Origin of the sequence: Pseudomonas sp. MWU318 (genome assembly GCF_016756945.1) — a bacterium.
GTDB lineage: Bacteria > Pseudomonadota > Gammaproteobacteria > Pseudomonadales > Pseudomonadaceae > Aquipseudomonas > Aquipseudomonas putida_A.
In genome coordinates, this window is the sequence record NZ_JAESJL010000002.1 from 482026 (window position 1) to 505926 (window position 23901).

The 23901-nt window shown below is 60.7% G+C and carries 19 protein-coding genes; 6 read left to right on the forward strand and 13 right to left on the reverse strand.

The window, feature by feature from the left end; all coding sequences use genetic code 11:
• Positions 1-15 precede the first annotated feature (15 nt).
• Positions 16-729 (reverse strand): 6-phosphogluconolactonase, encoded by a 714-nt coding sequence (gene pgl / locus JN524_RS06265; protein ID WP_139054341.1) that lies wholly within the window; start codon positions 727-729, stop codon positions 16-18.
• Positions 716-2182 (reverse strand): glucose-6-phosphate dehydrogenase, encoded by a 1467-nt coding sequence (gene zwf / locus JN524_RS06270; RefSeq protein ID WP_027612566.1) that lies wholly within the window; start codon positions 2180-2182, stop codon positions 716-718. The genes pgl and zwf overlap by 14 nt, the downstream gene beginning before the upstream one ends.
• A 226-nt stretch (positions 2183-2408) precedes the next feature.
• Here zwf and JN524_RS06275 point away from each other — a divergent pair, with 226 nt between their 5' ends.
• On the forward strand, positions 2409-3269 hold the full coding sequence (locus tag JN524_RS06275; RefSeq protein WP_169842436.1) for a MurR/RpiR family transcriptional regulator: 861 nt from the start codon (positions 2409-2411) through the stop codon (positions 3267-3269).
• 219 nt (positions 3270-3488) lie between these two features.
• On the opposite strand, the gene JN524_RS06280 is transcribed toward JN524_RS06275, so the two are convergent.
• The 11 genes from JN524_RS06280 to edd form a co-directional block, all read right to left on the reverse strand.
• Positions 3489-4343 (reverse strand): D-hexose-6-phosphate mutarotase, encoded by an 855-nt coding sequence (locus tag JN524_RS06280; protein WP_007969321.1) that lies wholly within the window; start codon positions 4341-4343, stop codon positions 3489-3491.
• A gap of 301 nt (positions 4344-4644) precedes the next feature.
• Positions 4645-5994, reverse strand: coding sequence for a carbohydrate porin (locus JN524_RS06285; protein WP_096795066.1), 1350 nt, complete (start codon positions 5992-5994; stop codon positions 4645-4647).
• Between the two features lie 221 nt (positions 5995-6215).
• On the reverse strand, positions 6216-7376 hold the full coding sequence (locus JN524_RS06290) for an ABC transporter ATP-binding protein (protein ID WP_027612564.1): 1161 nt from the start codon (positions 7374-7376) through the stop codon (positions 6216-6218).
• Between the two features lie 2 nt (positions 7377-7378).
• Complete coding sequence (locus JN524_RS06295) at positions 7379-8224, reverse strand: carbohydrate ABC transporter permease (protein WP_202368837.1); 846 nt, start codon at positions 8222-8224, stop codon at positions 7379-7381.
• On the reverse strand, positions 8217-9125 hold the full coding sequence (locus tag JN524_RS06300) for a carbohydrate ABC transporter permease (RefSeq protein WP_003227452.1): 909 nt from the start codon (positions 9123-9125) through the stop codon (positions 8217-8219). The genes JN524_RS06295 and JN524_RS06300 overlap by 8 nt, the downstream gene beginning before the upstream one ends.
• A gap of 232 nt (positions 9126-9357) precedes the next feature.
• On the reverse strand, positions 9358-10659 hold the full coding sequence (locus JN524_RS06305; protein ID WP_027612563.1) for an ABC transporter substrate-binding protein: 1302 nt from the start codon (positions 10657-10659) through the stop codon (positions 9358-9360).
• A 118-nt stretch (positions 10660-10777) separates the two neighbouring features.
• Positions 10778-12037 (reverse strand): D-mannose isomerase, encoded by a 1260-nt coding sequence (locus JN524_RS06310; protein WP_202368838.1) that lies wholly within the window; start codon positions 12035-12037, stop codon positions 10778-10780.
• Between the two features lie 188 nt (positions 12038-12225).
• A complete protein-coding gene (locus tag JN524_RS06315; RefSeq protein WP_202368839.1) occupies positions 12226-13695 on the reverse strand; it encodes an ATP-binding protein in 1470 nt (489 codons plus the stop codon).
• Complete coding sequence (locus tag JN524_RS06320; RefSeq protein ID WP_007917879.1) at positions 13685-14416, reverse strand: response regulator; 732 nt, start codon at positions 14414-14416, stop codon at positions 13685-13687. The genes JN524_RS06315 and JN524_RS06320 overlap by 11 nt, the downstream gene beginning before the upstream one ends.
• A gap of 177 nt (positions 14417-14593) precedes the next feature.
• Positions 14594-15544 carry a glucokinase gene (locus JN524_RS06325; RefSeq protein WP_202368840.1) on the reverse strand — a complete coding sequence of 317 codons (951 nt, stop codon included), beginning with the start codon at positions 15542-15544 and terminating at the stop codon, positions 14594-14596.
• Positions 15541-17367, reverse strand: coding sequence for a phosphogluconate dehydratase (gene edd, locus JN524_RS06330; RefSeq protein ID WP_003227464.1), 1827 nt, complete (start codon positions 17365-17367; stop codon positions 15541-15543). The genes JN524_RS06325 and edd overlap by 4 nt, the downstream gene beginning before the upstream one ends.
• Positions 17368-17586: 219 nt before the next feature.
• On the opposite strand from edd, the gene gap reads away from it, so the two are divergent.
• The 5 genes from gap to JN524_RS06355 all read left to right on the forward strand — a co-directional run bounded on the left by gap (position 17587) and on the right by JN524_RS06355 (position 23793).
• A complete protein-coding gene (gap, locus tag JN524_RS06335; protein ID WP_095137054.1) occupies positions 17587-18588 on the forward strand; it encodes a type I glyceraldehyde-3-phosphate dehydrogenase in 1002 nt (333 codons plus the stop codon).
• Positions 18589-18768: 180 nt separating this feature from the next.
• Positions 18769-19287, forward strand: coding sequence for an RNA polymerase sigma factor (locus JN524_RS06340; protein ID WP_027612557.1), 519 nt, complete (start codon positions 18769-18771; stop codon positions 19285-19287).
• 124 nt (positions 19288-19411) lie between these two features.
• Positions 19412-20377, forward strand: coding sequence for a FecR domain-containing protein (locus JN524_RS06345; protein WP_202368841.1), 966 nt, complete (start codon positions 19412-19414; stop codon positions 20375-20377).
• A 122-nt stretch (positions 20378-20499) separates the two neighbouring features.
• Positions 20500-23085: a TonB-dependent receptor gene (locus tag JN524_RS06350; RefSeq protein WP_202368842.1), complete on the forward strand. Its 2586-nt coding sequence runs from the start codon at positions 20500-20502 to the stop codon at positions 23083-23085.
• A 111-nt stretch (positions 23086-23196) separates the two neighbouring features.
• Entirely contained in the window at positions 23197-23793 is a 597-nt protein-coding gene (locus JN524_RS06355) for a biliverdin-producing heme oxygenase (RefSeq protein WP_202368843.1), read from the forward strand.
• Positions 23794-23901: the final 108 nt, after the last annotated feature.

The window sequence follows — 23901 nt, forward strand, 5'->3', positions numbered from 1 at the left end:
CGGCTGTTCCTTGGCTCATGGGCACCAGTAAATCTCTAGCGTGGGTTGCAGAAACGCGCGCACCGGCATGGCCGCGACGTCGTCGGATGCCAGTGCGGCATTCAGGGTGGTCAGTTTCGATTGACCGGAAATCGACAGAATCTTGTGCTTTGCCGAAGCCAGCAGCGCGCGGCTCATGGTCAGGCGTTGACGCGGCACACTCGGCGCCAGCATTGGCCAGCAGCGACGGCTGCCGTCAGCCTGCAAGGCTTCAGTCAGGTTCGGGCTGTCGGGGAACAGCGAGGCGGTGTGACCGTCATCGCCCATGCCCAGCACCAGCACGTCGATCGGCGGCAATTCCGCGAGCAGACGGTCGGCTTGTTCGGCAGCCTGCTCGACGTTGGCCGCCGCGCTGTAGAGGCTGAGGAACTGCGCCTTGGCGGCCGGCCCTTTGAGCAGGTACTGCTTGAGCAGGCCGGCATTGCTGTCGGCGTGTTCGACCGGTACCCAGCGTTCGTCGGCGAGGGTCACGACGACCTTCGACCAATCCAGCTCCTGCTTGGCCAGGTGCTGGAAAAACGCCACCGGGCTGCGTCCGCCAGAGACCACCAGCACCGCGTTGCCGCGTGCGGCGATGGCATCGCTCAACTGCTTGGCGACGTTCAGCGCCAGACCTTCGGCCAACAGCACCGGGCTCTTGAATTGGTGGGCATTCACGCCAGCCGGCAGTTTCACATCAGATATCGCCATACCACGACCTCCCGTCCCGCGTGATCAGTGCAATCGAGCTCATCGGCCCCCACGACCCGGCCGCATACGGCTTGGGCGCGTCACCGGATTTTTTCCAGCCGGCGATCAACTGGTCACACCACTTCCACGCGGCTTCGATTTCATCTTTACGGACAAACAGGTTCTGATTGCCGTTCATCACTTCCAGCAACAACCGCTCGTAGGCATCGGGGATCCGTGCGCTGCGCCAGGTGTCGGAGAAATTCAGTTGCAGCGGGCCGCTGCGCAGTTGCATGCCCTTGTCCAGGCCCTGCTCCTTGGTCATCACCCGCAAGGAAATGCCTTCGTCCGGTTGCAGACGGATGATCAGTTTGTTGCTGATCTGCAGGCGTTGTTCCGGCGCGAAAATGTAGTGCGACGGTTCCTTGAAGTGGATGACGATCTGCGACAGTTTCTGCGGCATGCGCTTGCCGGTGCGCAGGTAGAACGGCACACCGGCCCAGCGCCAGTTGCGGATGTCGGCACGCAGGGCGACGAAGGTTTCGGTGTCGCTCTGGGTGTTGGAATTCGGCTCTTCGAGGTAGCCCGGCACGGACTTGCCTTCGCTGTGCCCGGCGATGTACTGACCGCGCACCACTTGCGTGGTCAGGCCTTCCGGGCTGATCGGCGCCAGGGCCTTGAGCACTTTTACCTTTTCGTCACGGATGCTGTCGGCGGACAGGTCGGCTGGCGGGTCCATGGCGATCAGGCACAGCAGCTGCAACAGGTGATTCTGGATCATGTCGCGCAGCTGGCCGGCCTTGTCGAAGTAGCCCCAGCGGCCTTCGATGCCGACCTTCTCGGCCACGGTGATTTCCACGTGGGAGATGTAATTCTGGTTCCACTGGGTTTCGAACAGGCTGTTGGCGAAACGCAGGGCGATCAGGTTCTGGACGGTCTCTTTGCCCAGGTAGTGGTCGATGCGGTAGGTGCGGTTCTCCGGGAAGAACTGCGCCACCGCGTCGTTGACTTTGCGCGAGGATTCGAGGTCAGAGCCGATCGGCTTTTCCAGGACCACGCGGGTGTTTTCCGCCAGACCGACTTTCGCCAGGTTCTCGCAAATTGCGCCATACACCGCTGCCGGGGTGGCGAAGTAGGCAATCATGCGTTGCGCGCTGCCGGCCGCTTCGGCCAGCGCCACATAATCTTCAGCCTTGAGGAAGTCGACGTGCAGGTAGCTCAGGCGCGCCAGAAAGCGCTCGGCCACAGCCTCGTCCAGCTCTTTGCCGACGTAACGGCGCAATTCGGCGGCGATGAACGCCAAGTGCTGCTGCTCGGAGCCGGGTTCACGGGCCAGCGCGATGATCCGCGTGTCCTCGTGCAACAGGTCGGCGCCATCGAGGTGATAAAGGGCAGGAAACAGCTTGCGCAGGGCCAGATCGCCCAGAGCGCCGAACAAGGCAAAGGTGCACGGTTCAACCGTAATCGAAGGCATGATGTTTGTTCTTTTATCAAGTTAAGCTACAAATACCTTTTTTCAAGGCATCACTCAAGGGAAAATGTAGTAATAACCACAACATTTTCGCAAAATACAGATTCCGAGTGGTGGTCGGTCGGAGCCACCAGTAGGATAGGCCACCGTTACGGGCCACATCAAAGGCCCAATTTGCATAGCCCGGCGCACCTTTGCGCAGGTGAATTAGGAATTCCATATGGACCGCGTGCGAAATTTACTGGAACAGATCCAGAGTCGCCTTGAAGAGCTGAACAAGGCCGAACGCAAAGTCGCCGAGGTGATCCTGCTCAACCCGCAGCAGGCCACCCGCTTCAGCATCGCCGCCCTCGCCCAGGCCGCATCGGTGAGCGAGCCGACGGTCAACCGTTTCTGCCGTTCGTTCGGCGTCAGTGGCTACCCTGAACTCAAGCTGCAACTGGCACAGAGCCTGGCCAGTGGCGCGGCGTATGTCAGCCGCGCGGTGGAGGCCGATGACAATCCCGAGGCGTACACGCAGAAGATTTTCGGCAGCGCCATCGCCTCGCTGGACAGCGCTTGCCAGGCGCTCGATCCGAACTTGATCAGTCGCGCCGTCGACCTGTTGATTCAGGCGCGGCAGATCCACTTTTTCGGCCTCGGTGCGTCAGCGCCTGTGGCTTTGGATGCACAGCACAAATTCTTCCGTTTCAACCTCGCCGTCACCGCGCATGCCGATGTGCTGATGCAGCGAATGATTGCTTCGGTGGCGCACACCGGTGAGCTGTTCGTGATCATTTCCTACACTGGCCGCACCCGCGAACTGGTGGAAGTGGCGCGCATCGCCCGGGAGAACGGCGCTTCGGTGCTGGGCCTGACCGCCGAGAATTCGCCACTGGCCAAGGCCAGTACCCTGAGCCTGAACATTCCGCTGCCGGAAGACACCGACATCTATATGCCGATGACTTCGCGGATCATTCAGTTGACCGTGCTGGATGTGCTGGCGACCGGCATGACCTTGCGCCGCGGAGTGGATTTCCAGCCGCATCTGCGCAAGATCAAAGAGAGCTTGAATGCCAGCCGGTATCCGGTGGGTGACGAGTTCAACTGAGTCATTGAAAGCTTAAAAGCCAACCCTCACCCCAGCCCTCTCCCCGAGGGAGAGGGAGCTGACCGAGGTGTCTTGCGCTATACATCGACCTGAAATATGCAGTCGATTATGGATTCAGCACCGCTCTTTCATTTCGGCGTAATTCTTCAGCATCCCCCGATCGGTCCCCTCTCCCTCCGGGAGAGGGCTAGGGTGAGGGTAGCGGTGAACTTGACGCACTCAAGCCGCCGCCCACGCCTGCAAACTCAAATGCGCCTTCTCCCCCGGCGCCAGATGCAGGCTGTCGGTGCCCCCCGCCGCCGCTTCGACACAGACAAACTCCGTCACTTCATCCCAGCTCACGCCCAACAGGGGGCGCGAGCCTGGATGCCAGACCACGGTGTCGCCACTGTCACCGGTATCAATGCACAACTCGCGCTGCCAGGCGTGATCCTTGAGCTGTAATTCGCCGTCGTGCTGGAACACCCGCTGACAACCGCCATCAACACGCAACTCGCCTTCCTGCTGGCAGGACTGGCGACTCAGTTGGTCATAACCCTGCGCACCTTCGAGCCCAGACAGCGCTATCTCACCGACATCGCCAATACGCCAATAAGCGTGCAAAGCCTGGCTCAACTGGCACGGCATGTCGTCCTGATGCTCGGTGCTCAGGCGTAATTCCATGCGTTCACCGAGGTGCGCATGCAGGTCAACCTGCCAATCGCACAGCTGCAATTGCCAATGCAGTCGCACGCCATCCTCGGCGCTGCTGCTGTCGAGCAATTTCCAGTCGAGCAGCCGCGCCCAGCCATGAGATGGCCAGGCGTTTTCGCTCGGATGCCGGCCATACCACGGCCAGCACACCGGCACGCCGCCACGAATGGCACCAACGTGCGGCCACTTCGCCGCACACCACAACCACGGTTTCTGCCCGCGCGGCTGAAAGTGCAGCAACTGCGCGCCCTGCCGACTGAACACCGCCTGACACAGCGGATGGTCGATCACCAGCACATCGCGCATCTGATAGCGCTCCCAGGCAAACACCGGTCGTTCGCGCAGGGATTTGAAGAAGCGTTGCAGCGGATGCTCATGCATTGGCCACGGTCCTGAAAATCATGGGGGTATTCAATTACCTTTGTGCCCAGTGAGAGTGAACACTGTGGCGAGGGGATTTAGCGAAACGTCGCACCGCCCCGATGGGGCGCGGAGCGACCCTGAACCAATTGCATAGGTATGTCAGGGTGAAAACGGTTGCAGGCCTGGGGTCGCTTCGCAACCCATCGGGGATAAATCCCCTCGCCACAGGTATTACATCGGACGTCTATCGCAAAAAAAAGCGGACAGCCTTGGCTGTCCGCAAATATGCGCACATAGAGAGGAGCTTATCGCAACAGCGTTAGAACGTAGACTGAATTTTCAGGCCAGCGACCAAAGCGTTGTCCACTTCATCCACACCACCCGGGTGAGTGATGTATTGCAGGTTAGGGCGTACGGTCAGCCAGTTGGTGACGTGGAAGCCGTAGTTGATCTCGTAGTTGTATTCGGTTTCACGAATTGGCGAGAACACCGGGTTGTCGTAGTCCGAAACACCGTTGGAAGCATTCAGGAACTCGGCGTTTTTCTTCACGTCATCGTTGACATGAATACGCGCCGCACCGATACCCACGTCATCTTTAGGACGCGCGTCGAACGGGCCCTTGTAGACAAACATCACCGACTGGTAGTTGTCGATGAAGTTGGTGTCCTTGTCGTGGAAGGTCGCGTTGGCGGCGATGTTCAGACCGCGAGTAGCATCACCGTTGTGGCTGGTGAGTTGCTGCTGCGCGACGAACCAGTAGCCGTGTTTGCTACTGTGGGTTTTGTACGCGTCGCCAGTGGTCGCCGCGTCGAAACCGTTGACGTCTTCGCGGACGTCATTGGCGTCAGCCGTGCTCTTGTAGTAACCGACGCGGTATTCGCCCGGCAGGCTGTTGACCTTCGGCGACCAGACCAGTTCGACTGGCAGAACGGTGCCTTTGGTGCCACTGCCGCTGAGCTTGAAGCCGTTGCCGTGTTCCAGCTGCGACGGGTTCTGGTTGTACGCACCGATCTGCGCGTAGAGCTCGTCGTTGATGTTGTACTTCACGCGGATCGCGGCCTGGCTGACGGGCCAGTTGTACCAGATGTTGGTTGCCCAGTTACCGACCTGCGAACCGCAGAACGCCAGGTTCTGGAAGTCGCACGGGAAGGTGTTGAAGTCTTCGCCTTCACCGAAATAACCGGCCTTGACGTCGAGTTTGTTGTCGAAGAACTGGTGCTGAATCCACAACTGGGTCAGACGCACCATGTGGCCACGACCGTAAACTTCCTGCGAGGAAGACAGAGTGCCGGCACGCGGATCGCCAACGCGGTCGTTGGAGATGTTTTGCCCGTTACGGTTGGTCAGCTGGATCTTGGCCTGAGTGTTGTCCCAGCCCCAGAGTTTTTGCAGGTCCAGCGCCACACCCAGACCGAACTGATCGCTATAGCGACCGGTCTTGTCGTCGTTGTAGCCGCCATGCAGGTTGGCGCCCATTTCCCCAACGTAGTCAGCCTTGATGTCGATACCTTGCTCGATCAGCTTGGTCCGCTCGCCACCCCAGTCACCGGTCATCCATTTCGAGTCGGAGCTGAAGGCATCCGCCGCCATGGCGTTACCGGCCAGCACCAATGCCGCCGCAGCTGACACTTGGCAGATCAACCGGGCATTGACGTGTTTCTTTTTCATCCCTACATCCTCGTCTTTATTGTTATTAACTGTTTTTTTCCAACGCGGTTTACATAAATTGCGCTGGATTACAGGCAATCCAGCGCGTGCTCCTGTTTGGAACCCGATCCCTGTGGGAGCTGGCTTGCCAGCGATGGCATCGACTCAGTTCCACTGTGAACCGAGTTGCCTGCATCGCTGGCAAGCCAGCTCCCACATGACCGCATTCCTGCATTGTTTTCTTAGCGGCCTTTGAACTGCGCGACGTTCGCCGACCGCGCTTCGGTCTGCGCCTGGCCCGCAACGCCCAGACGCTCGCCAGTCTTGGCATCGAACAACAACACTTTCGACGGATCGAATTGCAGGGTCAGGGTCTCGCCCACCTGCGGTGCCACGTCCGGCGCCAGACGGCAGCAGACCTTGGTTTCATTCAGGTTGACGAACACCAGAGTGTCCGGACCGGTCGGTTCGGTGACCTGCACTTCGGCCTTGATGCTCGGCAGGCCATTGCCCTCGCCGTTTGCCAGAACGATCTGTTCCGGGCGCAGGCCGAGGATCACTTCGCGATCCTCAAGACCGGCGTCCTGCATGCTCATCGGCAACTCGCAACGGGCCTGGCCGCTGTCGAGCAGTGCCAGCAGACGACCGTCCTTGCGTTGCAGGCGCAGCGGAATGAAGTTCATCGGCGGCGAACCGATGAAGCTCGCCACGAACAGGTTGGCCGGATCGTTGTAGATCTCTTTCGGCGTGCCGAACTGCTGAATGATCCCATCCTTCATCACCGCCACTTTGTCGCCCAGGGTCATCGCTTCGATCTGGTCGTGGGTCACGTAGACCGTGGTGGTTTTCAGGCGCTGGTGCATCAGTTTCATTTCGGTGCGCATCTCGACGCGCAGCTTGGCGTCGAGGTTGGACAGCGGTTCGTCGAACAGATAGATCTTCGGCCGACGCGCCAACGCACGGCCCATCGCCACACGCTGTTGCTGACCACCGGAGAGCTGGCCCGGCTTGCGGTTGAGCAGGTGTTCGATCTGCAGCAGCTTGGCCACGCGCGCGACTTCTTCGTCGATCGCCGACTGGCTCATCTTGCGGATCTTCAGACCGAACTCGATGTTCTCGCGCACGCTCATGGTCGGGTACAGCGCGTAGGACTGGAACACCATGGCGATGTCGCGATCCTTCGGGCTCATGCCGCTGACGTCCTGATCGCCGATCATGATCGCGCCACCGGTGATGGTTTCAAGGCCGGCGATGCAGTTCATCAGGGTCGATTTGCCGCAGCCCGACGGGCCGACCAGGATCAGGAACTCACCGTCCTTGATCGACAGTTCGATGTTCTTCAGGGTGTCCGGCAGGCCGGCACCGTAGGTCTTGTTGACGTTGCGAAGTTCGAGCGTTGCCATGATTACCCCTTGACTGCGCCGGCCGTCAGCCCGCGCACGAAATACTTGCCTGCGACCACATAGACCAGCAGGGTCGGCAGGCCGGCGATCATCGCCGCTGCCATATCAACGTTGTATTCCTTGGCGCCGGTGCTGGTGTTGACCAGGTTGTTCAGCGCCACCGTGATCGGTTGCGAATCACCGCTGGAGAACACCACACCGAACAGGAAGTCATTCCAGATCTGGGTGAACTGCCAGATCAGGCAAACCATGATGATCGGGGTCGACATCGGCAGAATGATCTGCCGGAAAATCGTGAAGAAACCCGCGCCATCCAGCCGTGCAGCCTTGATCAGCGCATCGGGAATGCTTACGTAGTAGTTACGGAAGAACAGCGTGGTGAACGCCAGACCATAGACCACGTGGACGAAGACCAGGCCGGTGGTGGTGCTCGCCAGGCCCATCTTGCCGAGCGTGAACGAGGCTGGCAGCAGCACGGTCTGGAACGGCAGGAAGCAGCCGAACAGCAGCAGACCGAAGAACAGCTGCGAACCGCGGAAGCGCCAGAACGACAGCACGTAGCCGTTCAACGCGCCGATGGCAGTGGAAATGACCACGGCCGGCACGGTGATCTTGATCGAGTTCCAGAAGTAACCGTCAACCGTGGCCCAGGCCTTGACCCAGCCGATGCCGCTGACCACGGTCGGCCAACTGAGCAGGTTGCCGGTGCTGATGTCTTCCGGGGTCTTGAAACTGGTCAGCAGCATCACCACCAGCGGAATCAGGTACAGCAGGATCGCGAGGATCAGCACCGCGTAGATCGCGACGCGACTCAGGCTGAAAGCGGGTTTGGCAGCGAGACTAGTCATGACGCTTGGTCCTCAGCTCGGAGTACAGGTAAGGCACGATGATCGCGAGAATCGCACCGAGCATCAGAATCGCACTGGCCGAGCCCATGCCCATCTGGCCGCGACTGAAAGTGAAGGAGTACATGAACATCGCCGGCAGGTCGGAGGAATAACCCGGGCCACCGGCCGTCATCGCCGCGACCAGGTCGAAGCTCTTGATCGCGATGTGCGCCAGAATCATTACCGCACTGAAGAACACCGGACGCAGGCTTGGCAGCACGACTTTCCAGTAGATGGTCGGCATGCTCGCGCCATCGATCTGCGCGGCACGAATGATCGACTGATCGACCCCACGCAGGCCGGCGAGGAACATCGCCATGATGAAGCCCGAGGCTTGCCACACGGCGGCGATCACCAGGCAGTAGACCACGCGATCCGGGTCGATCAGCCAGTCCAGACGGAAGCCTTCCCAGCCCCAGTCACGCAACAATTTGTCCAGGCCCATGCCCGGGTTGAGCAGCCATTTCCACGCGGTACCGGTGACGATCATCGAGAGCGCCATCGGGTACAGGTAAATGGTGCGGATAAAGCCTTCGCGACGGATGCGCTGGTCGAGGAACACCGCCAGCAGCACCCCGATCACCAGGGTGATGCCGATGAACATGCCGCCGAACACCGCGAGGTTCTTGCTCGCCACCCACCAGCGATCGTTGTCGAACAGCCGCGCGTATTGCGCCAGGCCGGCCCACTTGTAGTTGGGCAGGAACGTCGAGGTGGTGAACGACAGCACGAACGTCCACAGGATGTAGCCATAGAAGCCCACCAGCACGATGAACATGCTCGGCGCCAGCACCAGTTTCGGTAGCCAGCGCTGCAGTGCATCGAACGGCGAGGCTTTGCTGAACACAGCAACAGAACTCATGGGGAAATCCAGTACGAGGGTAGAAAATTCACACGCTTTCCCCTTGTGGGAGCGAGCTCTGTGGCGAGGGGATTTATCCCCGATCGGCTGCGAAGCAGTCGCAAAACCTTTGCACGCGGTCTTTCTGGTACTCCACCGCTGCAACTTTCTGGGGCCGCTGCGCGACCCATCGGGGATAAATCCCCTCACCACAAAGCCCGCTCCCACAAAGAGGGGCCTACGCTACTGAGGGTTATTTGGCCGACTGAACCGCCGCGCCCAGTTTCTTGGCCGCATCGGCCGGGTCGGCTTTCGGGTCGTTGATGTAGTTGGTCACGACATCAAAGAACGCGCCCTGCACCGCCAGCGTGGTCGCCATGTTGTGCGCCATGCTCGGCTGCAGACCACCGGACTTGGCGTCTGCCAGGAAGTCCTTGGCAGCGGTCTGCGCGCAGGAGTCGAAACCGAGTTTGTCCATGTTGTTCAACATGTCGTTACGTACCGGGATCGAGCCTTTGTTGATGCTGAAGACTTTCTGGAAGTTTTCACCCAGCACGACTTTGGCGATGTCCTGCTGACCGGCCGCAGTGCCTTTGTCTTTCTGCTTGAACACCGCCAGGGAGTCGATGTTGTAGGTGAACGCCTTGTCGGTGCCCGGGAAGGCTACGCACTCGTAATCCTTGCCGGCGACTTTCTTGGCGGCCGTCCATTCGGACTTGGCCCAGTCACCCATGATCTGCATGCCGGCCTTGCCGTTGATGACCTTGGCCGCTTCCAGGTTCCAGTCCTGACCCTTGCCGTCCTGGTCCATGTAGGTCGCGACTTTCTTCAGCTCGGTCAGCGCCTTGACCATTTCCGGACCAGTCAGCGCTTTGTTGTCCAGGTCGACCAGGGCTTTCTTGTAACCATCAACGCCCATGACCGAGAGCACCACGGCTTCGAACACGGTGCTGTCCTGCCAAGGCTGACCGCCGTGGGCCAGCGGGATGAAGCCCGCAGCCTTGAGCTTGTCGCCGGCGGCGTAGAATTCTTCGAGGGTGGTCGGGTTCTTGGTGATCCCGGCTTTCTTGAAGACTTCCGGGTTGATCCACAGCCAGTTCACGCGGTGAATGTTCACCGGTACGGCCACATAATCACCGTCGTACTTCACGGTATCGGAGACTTTCTTGTCGAGCAGGCTGTCCCACTTCTCTTCTTTGGCCACGTCCTTCAGGACGTCGGTGTCGAGCAGACCGGTGGAAGCCCATTCCTGAATGTCTGGACCTTTGATCTGGGCGACGCCCGGTGGGTTGCCGGCAACGGCGCGGCTTTTCAGCACGGTCATGGCCGTGGCACCGCCACCGCCGGCGACAGCGCCGTCTTTCCAGGTGAAACCGTCTTTTTCAACTTGCGCCTTGAGCACATCGACAGCGGCTTTTTCGCCACCGGACGTCCACCAGTGCACGACTTCGACCGAACCTTTGGATTCGGCAGCGGAAACACTGAGAGGCAGAATTGCGAGCGGGAACAGGGAGGCGACAGAAATGACAGTAGCGAGGCGAGAAATCGCATTCATCTGAGATGTACCTTTCTTGTTGTTATGCATGCAAGTCTGGTGCTTGCGCTGCACAGGAGTTTAAACAGGGCGATTCCCTTCGCAGGTAACGAAGGGACGCGCAAATGTCACCACATGGTTACACAGGAACAGCCCGGGATATTTGCGCCAGAGCTGTCGCCATACTCGGTGACAAGGGTAGACGAGGGATCAATACCGCCTGCCAGGCATGATACAGATCGGGTTTGCCCGGCCAGATATCGGCGCTCGGACGGTTTTGCGGATCGAGTTCGTGATGCCAGCTGCCATCGCAGCGATCGATGAAATGGCCTTCACAGAATTCCCAGAACAGCCGGTACCAGGTTTCGTATTGCGCATCACCGATGCGTTTGAGCAAGGCGCTGGCCGCCGCGCTGGCTTCGGCATGGGTCCAGTGCAAGCGATGACGCACCACGGCTTTGTTGTCCCAGTCGAGGGTGTAAACGATCCCCGGCGCGCCATCGACGTCCCAGCCGTTTCGGCAATTCTGCTCGAAGAGTTTTTGCGCATCGGTCGCCAGCCAACCCGGCGTGAGCATCCCGGCCTGGACCCGCGCGGCTTCGAGGTGCAGCAGCAGCCGCGCCCACTCGAAACCGTGGCCCGGGGTGGTGCCGTAAGGGCGGAAGCCGTCAGCGGGATTGTCGCGGTTGTACTCGCGCAACGGTTGCCAGTCGCGGTCGAAGTGTTCGATGACCATGTAGCCATTGGCGGCGGCGTGACCGTGGATCACCCGCTCGACGATGCGTTGTGCGCGCACCAGCCAGCGTGGGTCTTCGGTGACATCGGCCAGCGCGAGAAACGCTTCGGTGGCGTGCATGTTGCTGTTGGCGCCGCGATAGGCTTCTTCTTCGCGCCAGTCGCGATTGAAGAATTCGCGCATCGCGCCCTCTTCTTCGCTCCAGAAATACGTGTCGATGATGTCGATCGCATCATCCAGCAGCGCCTGGGCGCCGGGACGTTGCGCGACCACCGCCGAGCTGGCCGCGAGCGCGACAAAGGCATGCAGATAGGCGTTCTTGCCGGTGTTGCCATCGCGGTGTTCGGCGACCGCAAACCAGCCGCCGTGCAGCGCATCCCGCAACGGCCCGCGCAGCGCCGCAATGCCGTGATCGACCAGCTCCGCGAACCCCGGCAAGCCCTGAATATGGGCCATGGCGAAACTGTGGGTCATGCGCGCAGTGTTCATGGTTTCAGCTTGCGCGTGCGCCGGCAAACGGCCGCGCTCGTCGAGATTGCCGAAACCCTCGGGCAGTTTTGCCGCTTTGGCGAACGCCAGCAGGCGCAGGCCCTCGTCGGCGAGCCATTGCTGGTGGGCAGGGGCATTCAGCCAACTGCTGAAGTCTGGGTGAAAGGTGTCCATGAGTGACCCTTTTTTGTTGTTATGACTGCGGGCAGTCTAAACAACGGGCCGGGGTGGGCTTGTAACGAAGGGGACGGGTTTTGTCACCAAGCAGTGACATTAGAAAAGCAAAGTCAAAAGATCGCAGCCTTCGGCAGCTCCTACAGAGTACGGTGTAGGAGCTGCCGAAGGCTGCGATCTTTTGATCTTCATTCTACTGAACGCGGTAACTGCAACGTCACCCGCAACCCGCCCTCACGCAAATTCTGCAACGTCACCTCACCGCCATGACTGTGGGCAATGTTGCGCGCAATGCCCAAACCGAGACCATAACCCTGCTGCTGCCCGGCCAAGCGAAAGTGCGGCTCGAACACCTGCTCCAGCCGCTGCTCCGGAACCCCCGGACCTTCATCGTCAACATGCAGGACAAATGCGCGCTCATCGTCGTCGATGTGCAGATGCGCGTTCTGCCCGTACTTCAGCGCATTGTCGATCAGGTTGCCGATGCAGCGCTTCAACGCCAAAGGCTTGCCCGGATACGCCGCCAGCGCCTTGCCTTGCTGGGTAACGCGGCCATTGCCGTTGGGCGCCAGGTACGGCTCCACCAGACAATCGAGCACATGATTGAGATCCACCGGCTCGATGTTCTCGTGGATGTCGGTGTCTTTCACGCACTGCAGCGCGCCTTTGACCAGCAGCTCCAGCTCATCCAGATCGCGGCCGAACTTGGCTTGAAGTTTCTCGTCTTCGAGCAGTTCGACACGCAGGCGCAGACGGGTGATCGGCGTGCGCAGGTCATGGGAAATCGCGCTGAACAACTGGCTGCGTTCGGTCAGGTAACGGCTGATGCGTTCGCGCATGGTGTTGAACGCACGGCCCACTTCCACCACTTCACTGCCACCGCCCTCGGCCACCGGCTCGACATCGGCACCCAGCGACAGATCCCGCGCCGCCCGCGCCAGACGCTTGAGCGGCCGGCTCTGCCAGTGCACCAGCAGGCCGATGAACAGCAGCAAAAAGCCGCTGGTGAGGACGATGAACCACACCTGCTGCGCCGGCAGGCCTTGCTCTTCAAGGCTGGTGTAGGGTTCGGGCAGCAACGAGGCGATGTACAGCCATTCGCCCGGCGCCATCTGAATCTGCGTGACCAGCACCGGCGGATTCACCGGTTCCAGGGTCAGCGCATAATGTGCCCACGAGCGCGGCAGCTCATCGAGTTTAAGCCCGGCATTGAAGATCCGCAGATCTTCGGGGCTGACGAAGGTCACCGAAATATCAGTGTCATGCCCCAGCGACTGGCGCAGCACTTCATCCACCGCTTGAATCACCGCGGCCTTGCGTGGGGTGATCGGCAGCACGTCCATACCCAGCGGTTTGTCGTTGAGCGTCACCACGAAACGGGTGCCGCCCATGCTGCGCAACTGGTCGAGCACCAGCGGGCGGTACGCCACCGGCAACGAGCGGAAATAGCTGACGCTGGCGGTCATCGAATGGGCGAGGCTGCGGGCGCTGGTGACCAGGCCTTCGAGCTGGGTGGCGCGCAGTTGCGAGACCCAGATCACGCTCGACAACGTCTGCGCAAACAACACCGCCAACAAGGTCAGCAGCAGCATCCGCCCAAGCAGCGAACGCGGTACCGGCACTTTGCTGGCGAGGCGGCGCAGCGACTCAGTGAGCATTGCCGGCAACCACATTGGCTGCCAGTTGGTAGCCACTGCCGCGCACGGTGCGGATCAGTCGCGGCGGTTTTTCCGTGTCGCGCAGGCGCTGGCGCAAGCGGCTGACGGCCATGTCGACGATGCGGTCGAGCGGCATCAGGTCACGGCCACGGGTGGCGTTGCCGATGGTGTCGCGGTCGAGGATTTCCTGCGGATGATCGAGAAACAACTTCAGTAGCGCGAAGTCGGCGCCGGAGAGAATCACTTCCTCGCCGTCGGTGTGAAACAGCCGATGGCTGACCATGTCCAGCCGCCACTCGTCGAAGGCCAGCACGTCGCTGCCGCTGCGCTCTTGACCGAACTGCGCCCGCCGCAGCAACGCCTTGATCCGGGCTTGCAGTTCACGAGGGCTGAAGGGTTTGCCGAGGTAGTCGTCAGCGCCGAGCTCCAGCCCGATTACCCGATCGGCTTCGTCGGAACTGGCGGTGAGCATGATGATCGGCACCTGCGCCTGGCGCGGATGCTGGCGCACCCAGCGGCACAGGCTGAAACCGTCTTCATCGGGCAGCATCACATCGAGGATCACCAGATCGCTCGGCGCCTCGTTGAGTGCCTGGCGGAAACTGGCGCCATCGGCGGTGGCCCGCACCTGAAACCCGGCGCGGGTCAGGTAGGTTTCCAGCAACTCGCGTATTTCCTGGTCGTCATCGACCAACAATATCGACTTGTTGACTGAGCTCACTTCGAAGGCATCCTTGTTGTTGGAATTGGGGCGGATTATGCCTGATGAACCTTGGAAATTTGTTGTCTGTTCTGGCCCCATCGCTGGCAAGCCAGCTCCCACAAGGTCTTGTACACATCCTGAGGATGTCTTCGATCCTGTGGGAGCTGGCTTGCCAGCGATGAAAGCGACTCGGTCTCAAACCTGTTCGAGTGCCACACCAGCGCCGACAAGCCCGGAATACGGCGCCGTCACCAGCCACACCGGAATGCCCTTGAAGTAATCGCTCATGCAGCCCTTGTCGGCGAAGCTGCGGGCAAAACCGCTTTCGACGAAGAAATCGGCAAAGCGCGGAATCACCCCGCCAACAATGTACACGCCGCCTCGACCACCGGTGGTCAGCACGTTGTTGCCCGCCACACGACCGAGCCAGCAGCAGAACTGCTCCAGCACTTCCAGCGCGATCGGATCGCCAGCCAGACCGGCTGCGGTGATCGCTTCCGGCGTATCAAGCTTTGGCTCATGTCCGTCCACTGCGCAAATCGCGCGGTAGACTCGCGGCAAACCACCACCGCTCAGCGCAGTTTCCGCACTGACGTGGCCGATCTCGTTGTGGATGTGCTGCCACAGTTGGGTTTCACGTGGAGTGCTCAGCGGCAGATCGACATGACCGCCCTCCCCCGGCAATGCGGCAAACCGGCCTTCGCCCATATCGAGCAAGGTGCCGACGCCCAGGCCAGTGCCCGGGCCGATCACCACCGCCGGGCGCAAAGGCTCCGGCGTGCCTTCGCAGACCACACGGAATTCGCCGGGCTGCAAACGGGTCATGCCCAGCGCCATCGCCGAGAAATCGTTGATCAGCAGCAGTTGCTCGACCTGCAAGGTTTTGCAGAACGCCGTGCGGCTCAGGCGCCAGTGATTGTTGGTGAATTTGAATTCATCACCACTCACTGGCCCCGCCACCGACAGGCACACCGAACCGATCGAACCCGGCGCCAGACCGAGGCCGCTCAGGTACAGGCTGATCGCCTCTTCCGGGCTGGCGTGGTCGGCTGTCGCCAGCACCTGAACCGATTGCAGTTGCTGGTTTTTCCACAACGCGAACCGCGCGTTGGTGCCTCCGATATCACCGACCAAAGCCAGTTTCAATTAAGCGTCTCCAGGGCAGAAGTGAAGGCGCTGGCGCCCTGCTCCGCCGAGCTGAAGGCCAAACGCATGAAGCCAAACAGTTCGCGACCGCTGCCGATGTTGTTGCCCAACAGGCCTTTGGCAGGTTCACGTGCTGCAAATTCGGCGGCGTCGACCTTGAGTTCCAAAGTGCCTTTGACGCCATCGACGCGGATGATATCGCCCTCTTGCACCCGCGCCAAAGCACCACCGACATAAGCTTCGGGGCTGACGTGAATCGCCGCCGGGATTTTCCCCGACGCGCCGGACATGCGCCCGTCGGTGACCAGCGCGACTTTGAAGCCACGATCCTGCAGCACGCCGAGGAACGGCGTCATCTTGTGCAGCTCGGGCATGCCATTGGAGCGCGGGCCCTGGAAGCGCATCACCGCGACAAAATCCTTCTCCAGCAAACCGGCCTTGAACGCATCGGCCAGATCCTGCTGATCCTGGAACACCATGGCCGGTGCTTCGACGATCTGGTTTTCCAGCGCCACGGCGGAGACTTTCATCACCCCGCGACCGAGGTTGCCTTCCATCACCCGCAGACCGCCCTCCGGTGAGAATGCACGGGCAACCGGGCGCAGGATGTTTTCGTCGAGGCTTTCGATCGGGCCTTCGCGCCACACCAGCTCACCGTTATCGAGGAACGGCTCTTTGGTGTAGCGGCTCAGACCGTGGCCAAGCACGGTGTTGACGTCTTCGTGCAGCAGGCCCGCTTCAAGCAGCTCACGGATCAGGAACGACATACCGCCAGCGGCCTGGAAGTGGTTGATGTCGGCCTTGCCGTTCGGGTAGACGTGGCTCAGGGTCGGCACGACTTCGGAGAGGTCGGCCATGTCCTGCCAGGTCAGCTGGATGCCAGCGGCCATGGCGATGGCCGGCATGTGCAGGGTGTGGTTGGTCGAGCCGCCGGTGGCGTGCAGCGCGACGATCGAGTTGACCAGCGCCTTCTCGTCGACGATTTCGCCGATCGGCATGAAGTTGCCGTTCTGCTTGGTCAGGCGCGTCACCTGATGCGCGGCTTCGCGGGTCAGGGCATCACGCAGCGGGGTGTTCGGGTTGACGAACGAGGCGCCCGGCAAGTGCAGGCCCATGACTTCCATCAGCAACTGGTTGGTGTTGGCGGTGCCGTAGAAGGTGCAGGTGCCCGGGCTGTGGTAGGACTTCATCTCCGATTCCAGCAGCTCTTCGCGGGTCGCCTTGCCTTCGGCGTACTTCTGCCGCACGTCGGCTTTTTCCTTGTTGGAAATCCCCGAGACCATCGGCCCGCCCGGGACGAAGATCGTCGGCAGATGGCCGAAGCGCAGCGACCCCATCATCAGGCCCGGCACGATCTTGTCGCAGATGCCGAGCATCAGCGCGCCGTCGAACATGTTGTGCGACAGCGCGACCGCCGTGGACATGGCGATCACCTCACGGCTCGGCAGGCTCAGCTCCATGCCTGGCTCGCCCTGGGTCACGCCATCGCACATCGCCGGCGTACCGCCGGCGAACTGGCCGACCGAGCCGATTTCGCGCAAGGCGTTTTTGATCTGCTGGGGAAAGACTTCGTACGGCTGGTGCGCCGAGAGCATGTCGTTATACGAAGAAACAATGGCGATGTTCGCCGAGTTCATCATCCGCAAGCTGTGCTTGTCTTCGCTGCCGCACCCGGCCACGCCGTGGGCGAAGTTGGCGCATTGCAGCTTGCCGCGCATCGGCCCGTCGGTGGCGGCGCCGCGAATCAGTGCAAGGTAAGCCTGACGCGTGGCGCGGCTGCGGGCGATAAGCCGTTCGGTGACCTCAAGAACGCGGGGATGCATGTGTAGAACTCCAGGCTAACGGATGTGGCGACCTGATTGTCTATGCTGATCAAACGCCGTTGTTGTTGGAATGACAGACGGCTTTTTGACCATTCGGACCAGTTGATTCAGGTCACTCGTTGTAGATAAAACAAAATATTGCCACTAAAAAGGCTTGTTTTCTATTTTTATGCGAATAATCTTGTAATTCCAACAACAAAACGACGGCGGCGCTGTTCAATGACTCTTCGAATCGCAATCAATGGTTTTGGCCGCATCGGCCGTAATGTCCTGCGCGCACTGTATACCCAAGGCTATCGACAGGATTTGCAGATCGTCGCCATCAACGATCTGGGCGACAGCGCCATCAATGCCCATCTGCTCAAATACGACACCGTTCATGGCACATTCGACGCCGAAGTGGCTCATGACAACGAAAGCCTGACGGTCAATGGCGACCGTATTGCGGTCAGCGCGATTCGCAACCCGGCCGAACTGCCATGGGCGGCGGAAAAGATTGATGTGGTGTTCGAATGCACCGGTCTGTTCACCGACCGCGCCAAAGCGGCTGCGCATCTTACTGCCGGCGCGCGCAAAGTCATCATCTCGGCCCCGGCCAAAGGCGCCGACGCCACCGTGGTTTACGGTGTGAACCACGACATTCTGCGCCAGTCGCACCAGATCATCTCCAACGCCTCGTGCACCACCAACTGCCTGGCGCCGGTGGCACAAGTGCTGCACCGCGAACTGGGGATCGAAAGCGGCCTGATGACCACGATTCATGCCTACACCAACGACCAGAACCTGACCGACGTTTACCACACCGACCCGTACCGCGCGCGTTCGGCCACGCAGAACATGATTCCGAGCAAGACCGGCGCCGCTGAAGCGGTAGGCCTGGTGCTGCCGGAACTGGCGGGCAAACTGACCGGCATGGCCGTGCGCGTGCCGGTGATCAATGTGTCGCTGGTGGATCTGACTGTGCAGTTGAAGAAGGAAGCCACGGCCGACGAGGTCAACGCGCTGATGAAGGCGGCCAGCCAGCACTCGAAAATTTTGGGTTACAACACGTTGCCGCTGGTTTCCAGCGACTTCAACCACAACCCGCTGTCGTCGATCTTCGACGCCAACCACACCAAAGCCAGCGGCAAACTGCTGAAGGTGCTGGCCTGGTACGACAACGAATGGGGCTTCTCCAACCGCATGCTGGATAACTGCCTGGCGCTCTGCAACGCGGAGTAACCGACAACCCCTTGTAGGAGCTGCCGAAGGCTGCGATCTTTTGATCTTGTTTTAAAAGCAACATCAAAAGATCGCAGCCTTCGGCAGCTCCTACATTTGTCTGCTTCGTTCAAAACAACACTTGACCACTCGACTGGATGATAAGCATTATCATTCGCCAGAAATGGATCAGGTTCCCCCGTGAGTCAATCGCGCTTCAATCACGTCTTCCTCTCTCAGCGCACATCCCTGCTGCGCACGATCGAGCGGATGGTCAACAACCACAGCACCGCCGAAGACCTGTTGCAGGAGACCTACCTGCGCGTCACGCGGGCGCTGAGCGAACGCGCCATCGATCACCTTGAACCTTTCGTGTTCCAGACCGCGCGCAACCTGGCGCTGGATCACCTGCGTGCGCGCAAGATCCATTCGCGGACCATGGTCGATGACGTGCCACAGGACGTGGTGCACAGCGTCGCCGCACCCGCCAGCAGCGCCGAAGACGCCGCCCACGCCGAACAATTGCTGGAGCGCCTGAACGTGAGCCTCAGTCAACTCAGCCCCCGCCAGCAGCAGATTTTCATCCTCAGCCGCCTGCACGGGCACAGCTACCAGGAAATCGCCGACGAATTGAATGTGTCCCTCAGCACCGTGCAGAAGGAACTCAAGCTGATCATGTCGATCTGCATCGGTGTCGCCGAGCGCTTGAATGGCGACTGAGGCCAAAGGCGTTTGCTGTCATCCTCAGGATCGACTGCACTGATCATCGGGCTTTGCTACCCTTGCCCGACTTTTACGCTTCACTAAAAAAACAGCCGTGCACAGACACTGCCGAGGACACACCGTGACGGACACCCACCGCCCGCCTTCGCCCGCAACGGCGCAGGACGCCGCCCGTGCAATGGACCAGGCTCTGGACTGGCTCATCGTGCTCGGCAGTGCGGACGAAGAGCAGACCCGGCAATTTCACGCGTGGCTGGCGGCCGATCCGTTGAATGCAGAGGCGTTCGCCAAGGCTCAGGCGATCTGGGACGGGCCGCAAGTCGCCCAGTGCGCGCAAAGCCTCGCGGCCAAACCGGCGAAAGTCACCGTTCTCAAGCGGTTGCGTCCGCACTGGAAACCGTTGGCCACCGCTGCGGTGCTGATTCTGGGCCTGTTCAGTTTCAGCAACCTGCCGATGCGCCTGCAGGCCGATCATCTGACCGTGGTCGGCGAGCGTCAGCGCCTGCAACTGGAGGACGGCTCCAAGGTGCTGCTCAACACCAATTCGGCCTTCTCCAGCAGCATCAATGAGCGCCAGCGCGTGGCGCGGCTGTATCAGGGCGAAGCGTTTTTCGAGGTGGCAGCCAATCGTGCTCAGCCGCTGGAAATCGATGCCGGCCCGGTGCAGGCCAGCGTGCACGACACCGCATTCGCCGTGCGCTATCTGGACGGCGTCGCGCAGGTCAATGTGCAGCGCGGCGATGTCGATCTGCGCGCCACGCACAACGATGCGCGAGTGCGTTTGAGCGCAGGCGAAAGCATCCGCATCGGCCCCAACGGTTTTGATCGTCCGGGCAAGCTCGATGCCGCGACTGATCTGGCCTGGGTCCAGGGCCGCCTGGTGTTCGAGAACTGCCCGTTGAATCAGGTGCTGGCCGAACTGCGCCGCTACTACCCGGGCTGGATCATCAACACCAACGAACAGTTGGCCGACGTCAACGTCACCGGCAACTATCGCCTTGATCAACCTTTGGACGTGGTGCGTTCCCTCGCTCACATCACCTCGGCGCGCCTGCAGGAATTCCCCGCGCTGGTGATTCTGAACTAAATGAGAATTATTTTTACTCGATAGCCAAACCCCGTTCGTCTCGTTATAGCCAATGCAATTGATTCGCATCTTCGGAGGCGGATCAGCACCTATAAAGATTCGTGCGACACGGAGCGCTATCGATGTCCTCTCGCCTTACCCGCCAGACTGCTTCCCCTTCCCGCGTATTGTCGCTGTTGACGGCCGCCATCCTCATGGCCGGCACTGCACCGCTGATGGCTGCCAGCGAACAACCGGCGCGCAACATGGGTGATTATTCGTTCTCGATCGGCCAGCAACCGCTGGTGTCGGCGCTCAATGCCTTTACCAGTGTCACCGGTTGGCAGGTCGGCTTGCCGGCAGAACTGGGTCAAGGCGTGTCGTCGCCGGGCGTGCGCGGTTCGCTGCCGCCGGAAAAAGCCCTGGAGCGCCTGTTGGTGGGGACCAACCTGAGCTTCCGCAAGCTGAGCAACAACAACGTGGTGCTGGAGAAGCGCAGCTCCAGCGGTGCACTGAATCTGGATCAGGTGACCATCAGCGCCACCCGCCAGGAACAGTCGGTCAATAGCGTTCCGGCCACCGTCACTGTGCAGACCCGCCAGGATCTGGATCGCAACAACGTCAACACCATCAAGGATCTGGTGCGCTACGAGCCGGGCGTATCCGTCGGCGGCGCCGGCCAGCGTGGCGGCATCAGCGGCTATAACATCCGTGGCATCGACGGCGACCGCATCCTGACGCAGGTCGACGGCGTCGAAGTGCCGGACGGCTTCTTCAACGGCCCGTACGCCAAGACCCAGCGCAATTACGTCGACCCGGAAATCGTCAAACGCGTGGAAATCCTCCGTGGCCCGGCCTCGGTGCTGTACGGCAGCAACGCCATCGGCGGCGCCGTCAGCTACTACACCCTCGACCCGGACGACATCATCAAGCCCGGCAAAGACGTCGGCGCTCGCTTCAAAACCGGTTACAGCTCCGCCGATGAGAGCTGGCTGAAATCCGCCACCGTCGCCGGGCGTGCCGAGCAGTTCGACGGCTTGCTGCACTTCAGCCAGCGCGACGGTCACGAAACCGACTCCTACGGCAGCAACAACGGCACTGGCCTGGCGCGCACCGCTGCCAACCCGGAAGACGTCAAGGCCACCAACGTACTGGCGAAGATCGGCTGGAACTACAACGAAGGTTCGCGCCTGGGGCTGACCTACGAGAAGTACAAGGACGATCGCGACACCGATCAGAAAAGTGCCTACGGCGGCCCGTACTTCAATGGCGCCCCGACCATCCCCAACAGCATGCTGCCCGGCGGCATGTACCAGTGGCGTACCGGCAACGACACCATCACCCGCGAGCGTTTCGGCCTCGAGCACAACTTCGCCCTCGACAGCCTGCTGGCCGATAACGTGAAGTGGAGCCTCAATCACCAGATCGCCAAAACCGATCAGAGCACCGAAGAGTTCTACTATCCGATGACCCGTAAGGTGCTGCGCACCCGCGACACGGTCTACGAGGAAAAACAGTGGGTATTCGATGCGCAACTGGACAAGGCCTTCGCCATCGGTGACACCGATCACGTGCTGACCTACGGCACCACGATCAAGCAACAGAAGGTCACCGGCTCGCGCAGCGGCGACGGCAAGTGCCTCGCAGTCGGCCGTGGCTGCACCGCCATCGGCGCCACCAGCGCGGCGGATGTGCTGAAAAAATCCAGCGACTTCCCGGACCCGACCATCAACACCTACAGCCTGTTCGCCCAGGATCAGATCAGCTGGAACCAGTGGACCTTCCTGCCGGGCCTGCGCTACGACCACACCCAGCTCAAGCCGCACATCACCCAGGAATTCCTCAACACCGTGGCCGCCGACGGCAACGGCACGGTCAGCGACGCGAACAAGAGCTGGCACAAAGTCTCGCCCAAATTCGGCCTGACCTACGCCCTGACCGACAATTACACCTGGTACGGCCAGTACGCCGAAGGTTTCCGCACACCGACCGCGAAAGCGCTGTACGGGCGTTTCGAAAACAGCACCACCGGCTACAACGTGGCGCCGAACCCGAATCTGGAACCGGAGAAAAGCAAAAGCTATGAAACCGGCCTGCGCGGCAACTTCGAGCAAGGCTCGTTCGACGTGGCGGTGTTCTATAACAAGTACCGCGATTTCATCAACGAAGACGCGGTCACTCCCGGCTACGACGAGCTGACCTTCCAATCGAGCAACATCAAACACGCGACCATCAAGGGTGCCGAAGTCAAAGGTCGTCTGAACCTCGATGCGTTCGGCGCGCCACAAGGCCTCTACACCAAAGGCTCGATTGCTTACGCCTATGGTCGCAACAACGACAACGGCGAGCCGCTCAACAGCGTCAATCCGCTGACCGGCGTATTCGGCCTGGGTTACGACCAGGACAACTACGGCGGCCTGCTGAGCTGGACCGTGGTGAAGAAAAAGGACCGCGTCGACGACAGCAACTTCAAGTCGCCGGATGGCGTCAGCAGCCAGTTCAAGACCCCGGGCTTCGGCATTCTCGATCTGGCCGGCTATTACAAAGTCACCGACGACGTCACCGTCAGCGGCGGCATCTACAACCTGACCGACAAGAAGTACTGGCTGTGGGATGACGTGCGCGGTTACGACAGCGTCGGCGAAGCTTCGGTGACACAACCGGCCAACCTCGATCGCCTGACCCAGCCGGGCCGCAACTTCGCGATCAATCTGGTCTGGGACATCTGAACCGCACGGCCCTGCGACGCGCATTGATCAGCGCGTCGCGGGGCTTTTTTTACGGTTTGGCACCTGCCCGTTCGTCTCGTTATCAAGCGCCTCTTTTATCAAGGACACCCCATGACCACTTCGGAAAAAGCCCTGCGTTCACAACGCCTGAACCAGATCACCCACGAGCCGCACAGCAAGCTCGACGCCTTGGTCAAGGCCCACGCGCCGTTCGAAACCCGCGCCAACTTCGCGCGTTTCGTGGTCGCGCAGTACCTGTTCCAGTCGGAACTGGTCGATCTCTATAACAATGCCGAACTGGCTGCCATCGTCCCGGATCTGCCGGCCCGTTGCCGCGCGGATGCGGCCAAGGCTGACCTGGCGGATCTCGACACCGACATCCCGGCACCGGTGGCCGGTGCGCTGAAAAACCCGAGCAAGGCCCGTGCCCTCGGCTGGATCTTTGTTTCCGAAGGTTCGAAGCTCGGCGCTGCGTTCCTGATCAAACGTGCGGTGGCGCTGGAGCTGAGCGAAACCTTTGGTGCCCGTCACCTGGGTGAACCGGAAGGCGGCCGTGCCGAGGGCTGGAAAAGCTTCGTGCGCACCCTCGATTCCCTGCCGTTCACCGCCGAAGAGGAAGCCGAAGTCGAGCAAGGCGCAATCGACGCGTTCAACCGCTTCACCGTGCTGCTGGAACAGGCTTACGCCACAGAAGCCGAACCGGCCTGACACAACACAAAAATCCCCGTGTAGGAGCTGCCGCAGGCTGCGATCTTTTGATCTTGAAAACAACATCAAAAGATCGCAGCCTGCGGCAGCTCCTACAGGGTGGTCGCG

Excerpts from the sequence above, each read along its gene's own strand:
- pgl (WP_139054341.1), bottom strand. The coding sequence starts at position 729 with ATGGCGATATCTGATGTGAAACTGCCGGCTGGCGTGAATGCCCACCAA.
- JN524_RS06355 (WP_202368843.1), top strand. The coding sequence starts at position 23,197 with ATGACCACTTCGGAAAAAGCCCTGCGTTCACAACGCCTGAACCAGATC.
- JN524_RS06300 (WP_003227452.1), bottom strand. The coding sequence starts at position 9,125 with ATGAGTTCTGTTGCTGTGTTCAGCAAAGCCTCGCCGTTCGATGCACTG.
- JN524_RS06305 (WP_027612563.1), bottom strand. The coding sequence starts at position 10,659 with ATGAATGCGATTTCTCGCCTCGCTACTGTCATTTCTGTCGCCTCCCTG.
- gap (WP_095137054.1), top strand. The coding sequence starts at position 17,587 with ATGACTCTTCGAATCGCAATCAATGGTTTTGGCCGCATCGGCCGTAAT.
- JN524_RS06285 (WP_096795066.1), bottom strand. The coding sequence starts at position 5,994 with ATGAAAAAGAAACACGTCAATGCCCGGTTGATCTGCCAAGTGTCAGCT.
- zwf (WP_027612566.1), bottom strand. The coding sequence starts at position 2,182 with ATGCCTTCGATTACGGTTGAACCGTGCACCTTTGCCTTGTTCGGCGCT.
- JN524_RS06280 (WP_007969321.1), bottom strand. The coding sequence starts at position 4,343 with ATGCATGAGCATCCGCTGCAACGCTTCTTCAAATCCCTGCGCGAACGA.
- JN524_RS06350 (WP_202368842.1), top strand. The coding sequence starts at position 20,500 with ATGTCCTCTCGCCTTACCCGCCAGACTGCTTCCCCTTCCCGCGTATTG.
- JN524_RS06310 (WP_202368838.1), bottom strand. The coding sequence starts at position 12,037 with ATGGACACCTTTCACCCAGACTTCAGCAGTTGGCTGAATGCCCCTGCC.
- edd (WP_003227464.1), bottom strand. The coding sequence starts at position 17,367 with ATGCATCCCCGCGTTCTTGAGGTCACCGAACGGCTTATCGCCCGCAGC.
- JN524_RS06290 (WP_027612564.1), bottom strand. The coding sequence starts at position 7,376 with ATGGCAACGCTCGAACTTCGCAACGTCAACAAGACCTACGGTGCCGGC.
- JN524_RS06315 (WP_202368839.1), bottom strand. The coding sequence starts at position 13,695 with ATGCTCACTGAGTCGCTGCGCCGCCTCGCCAGCAAAGTGCCGGTACCG.
- JN524_RS06295 (WP_202368837.1), bottom strand. The coding sequence starts at position 8,224 with ATGACTAGTCTCGCTGCCAAACCCGCTTTCAGCCTGAGTCGCGTCGCG.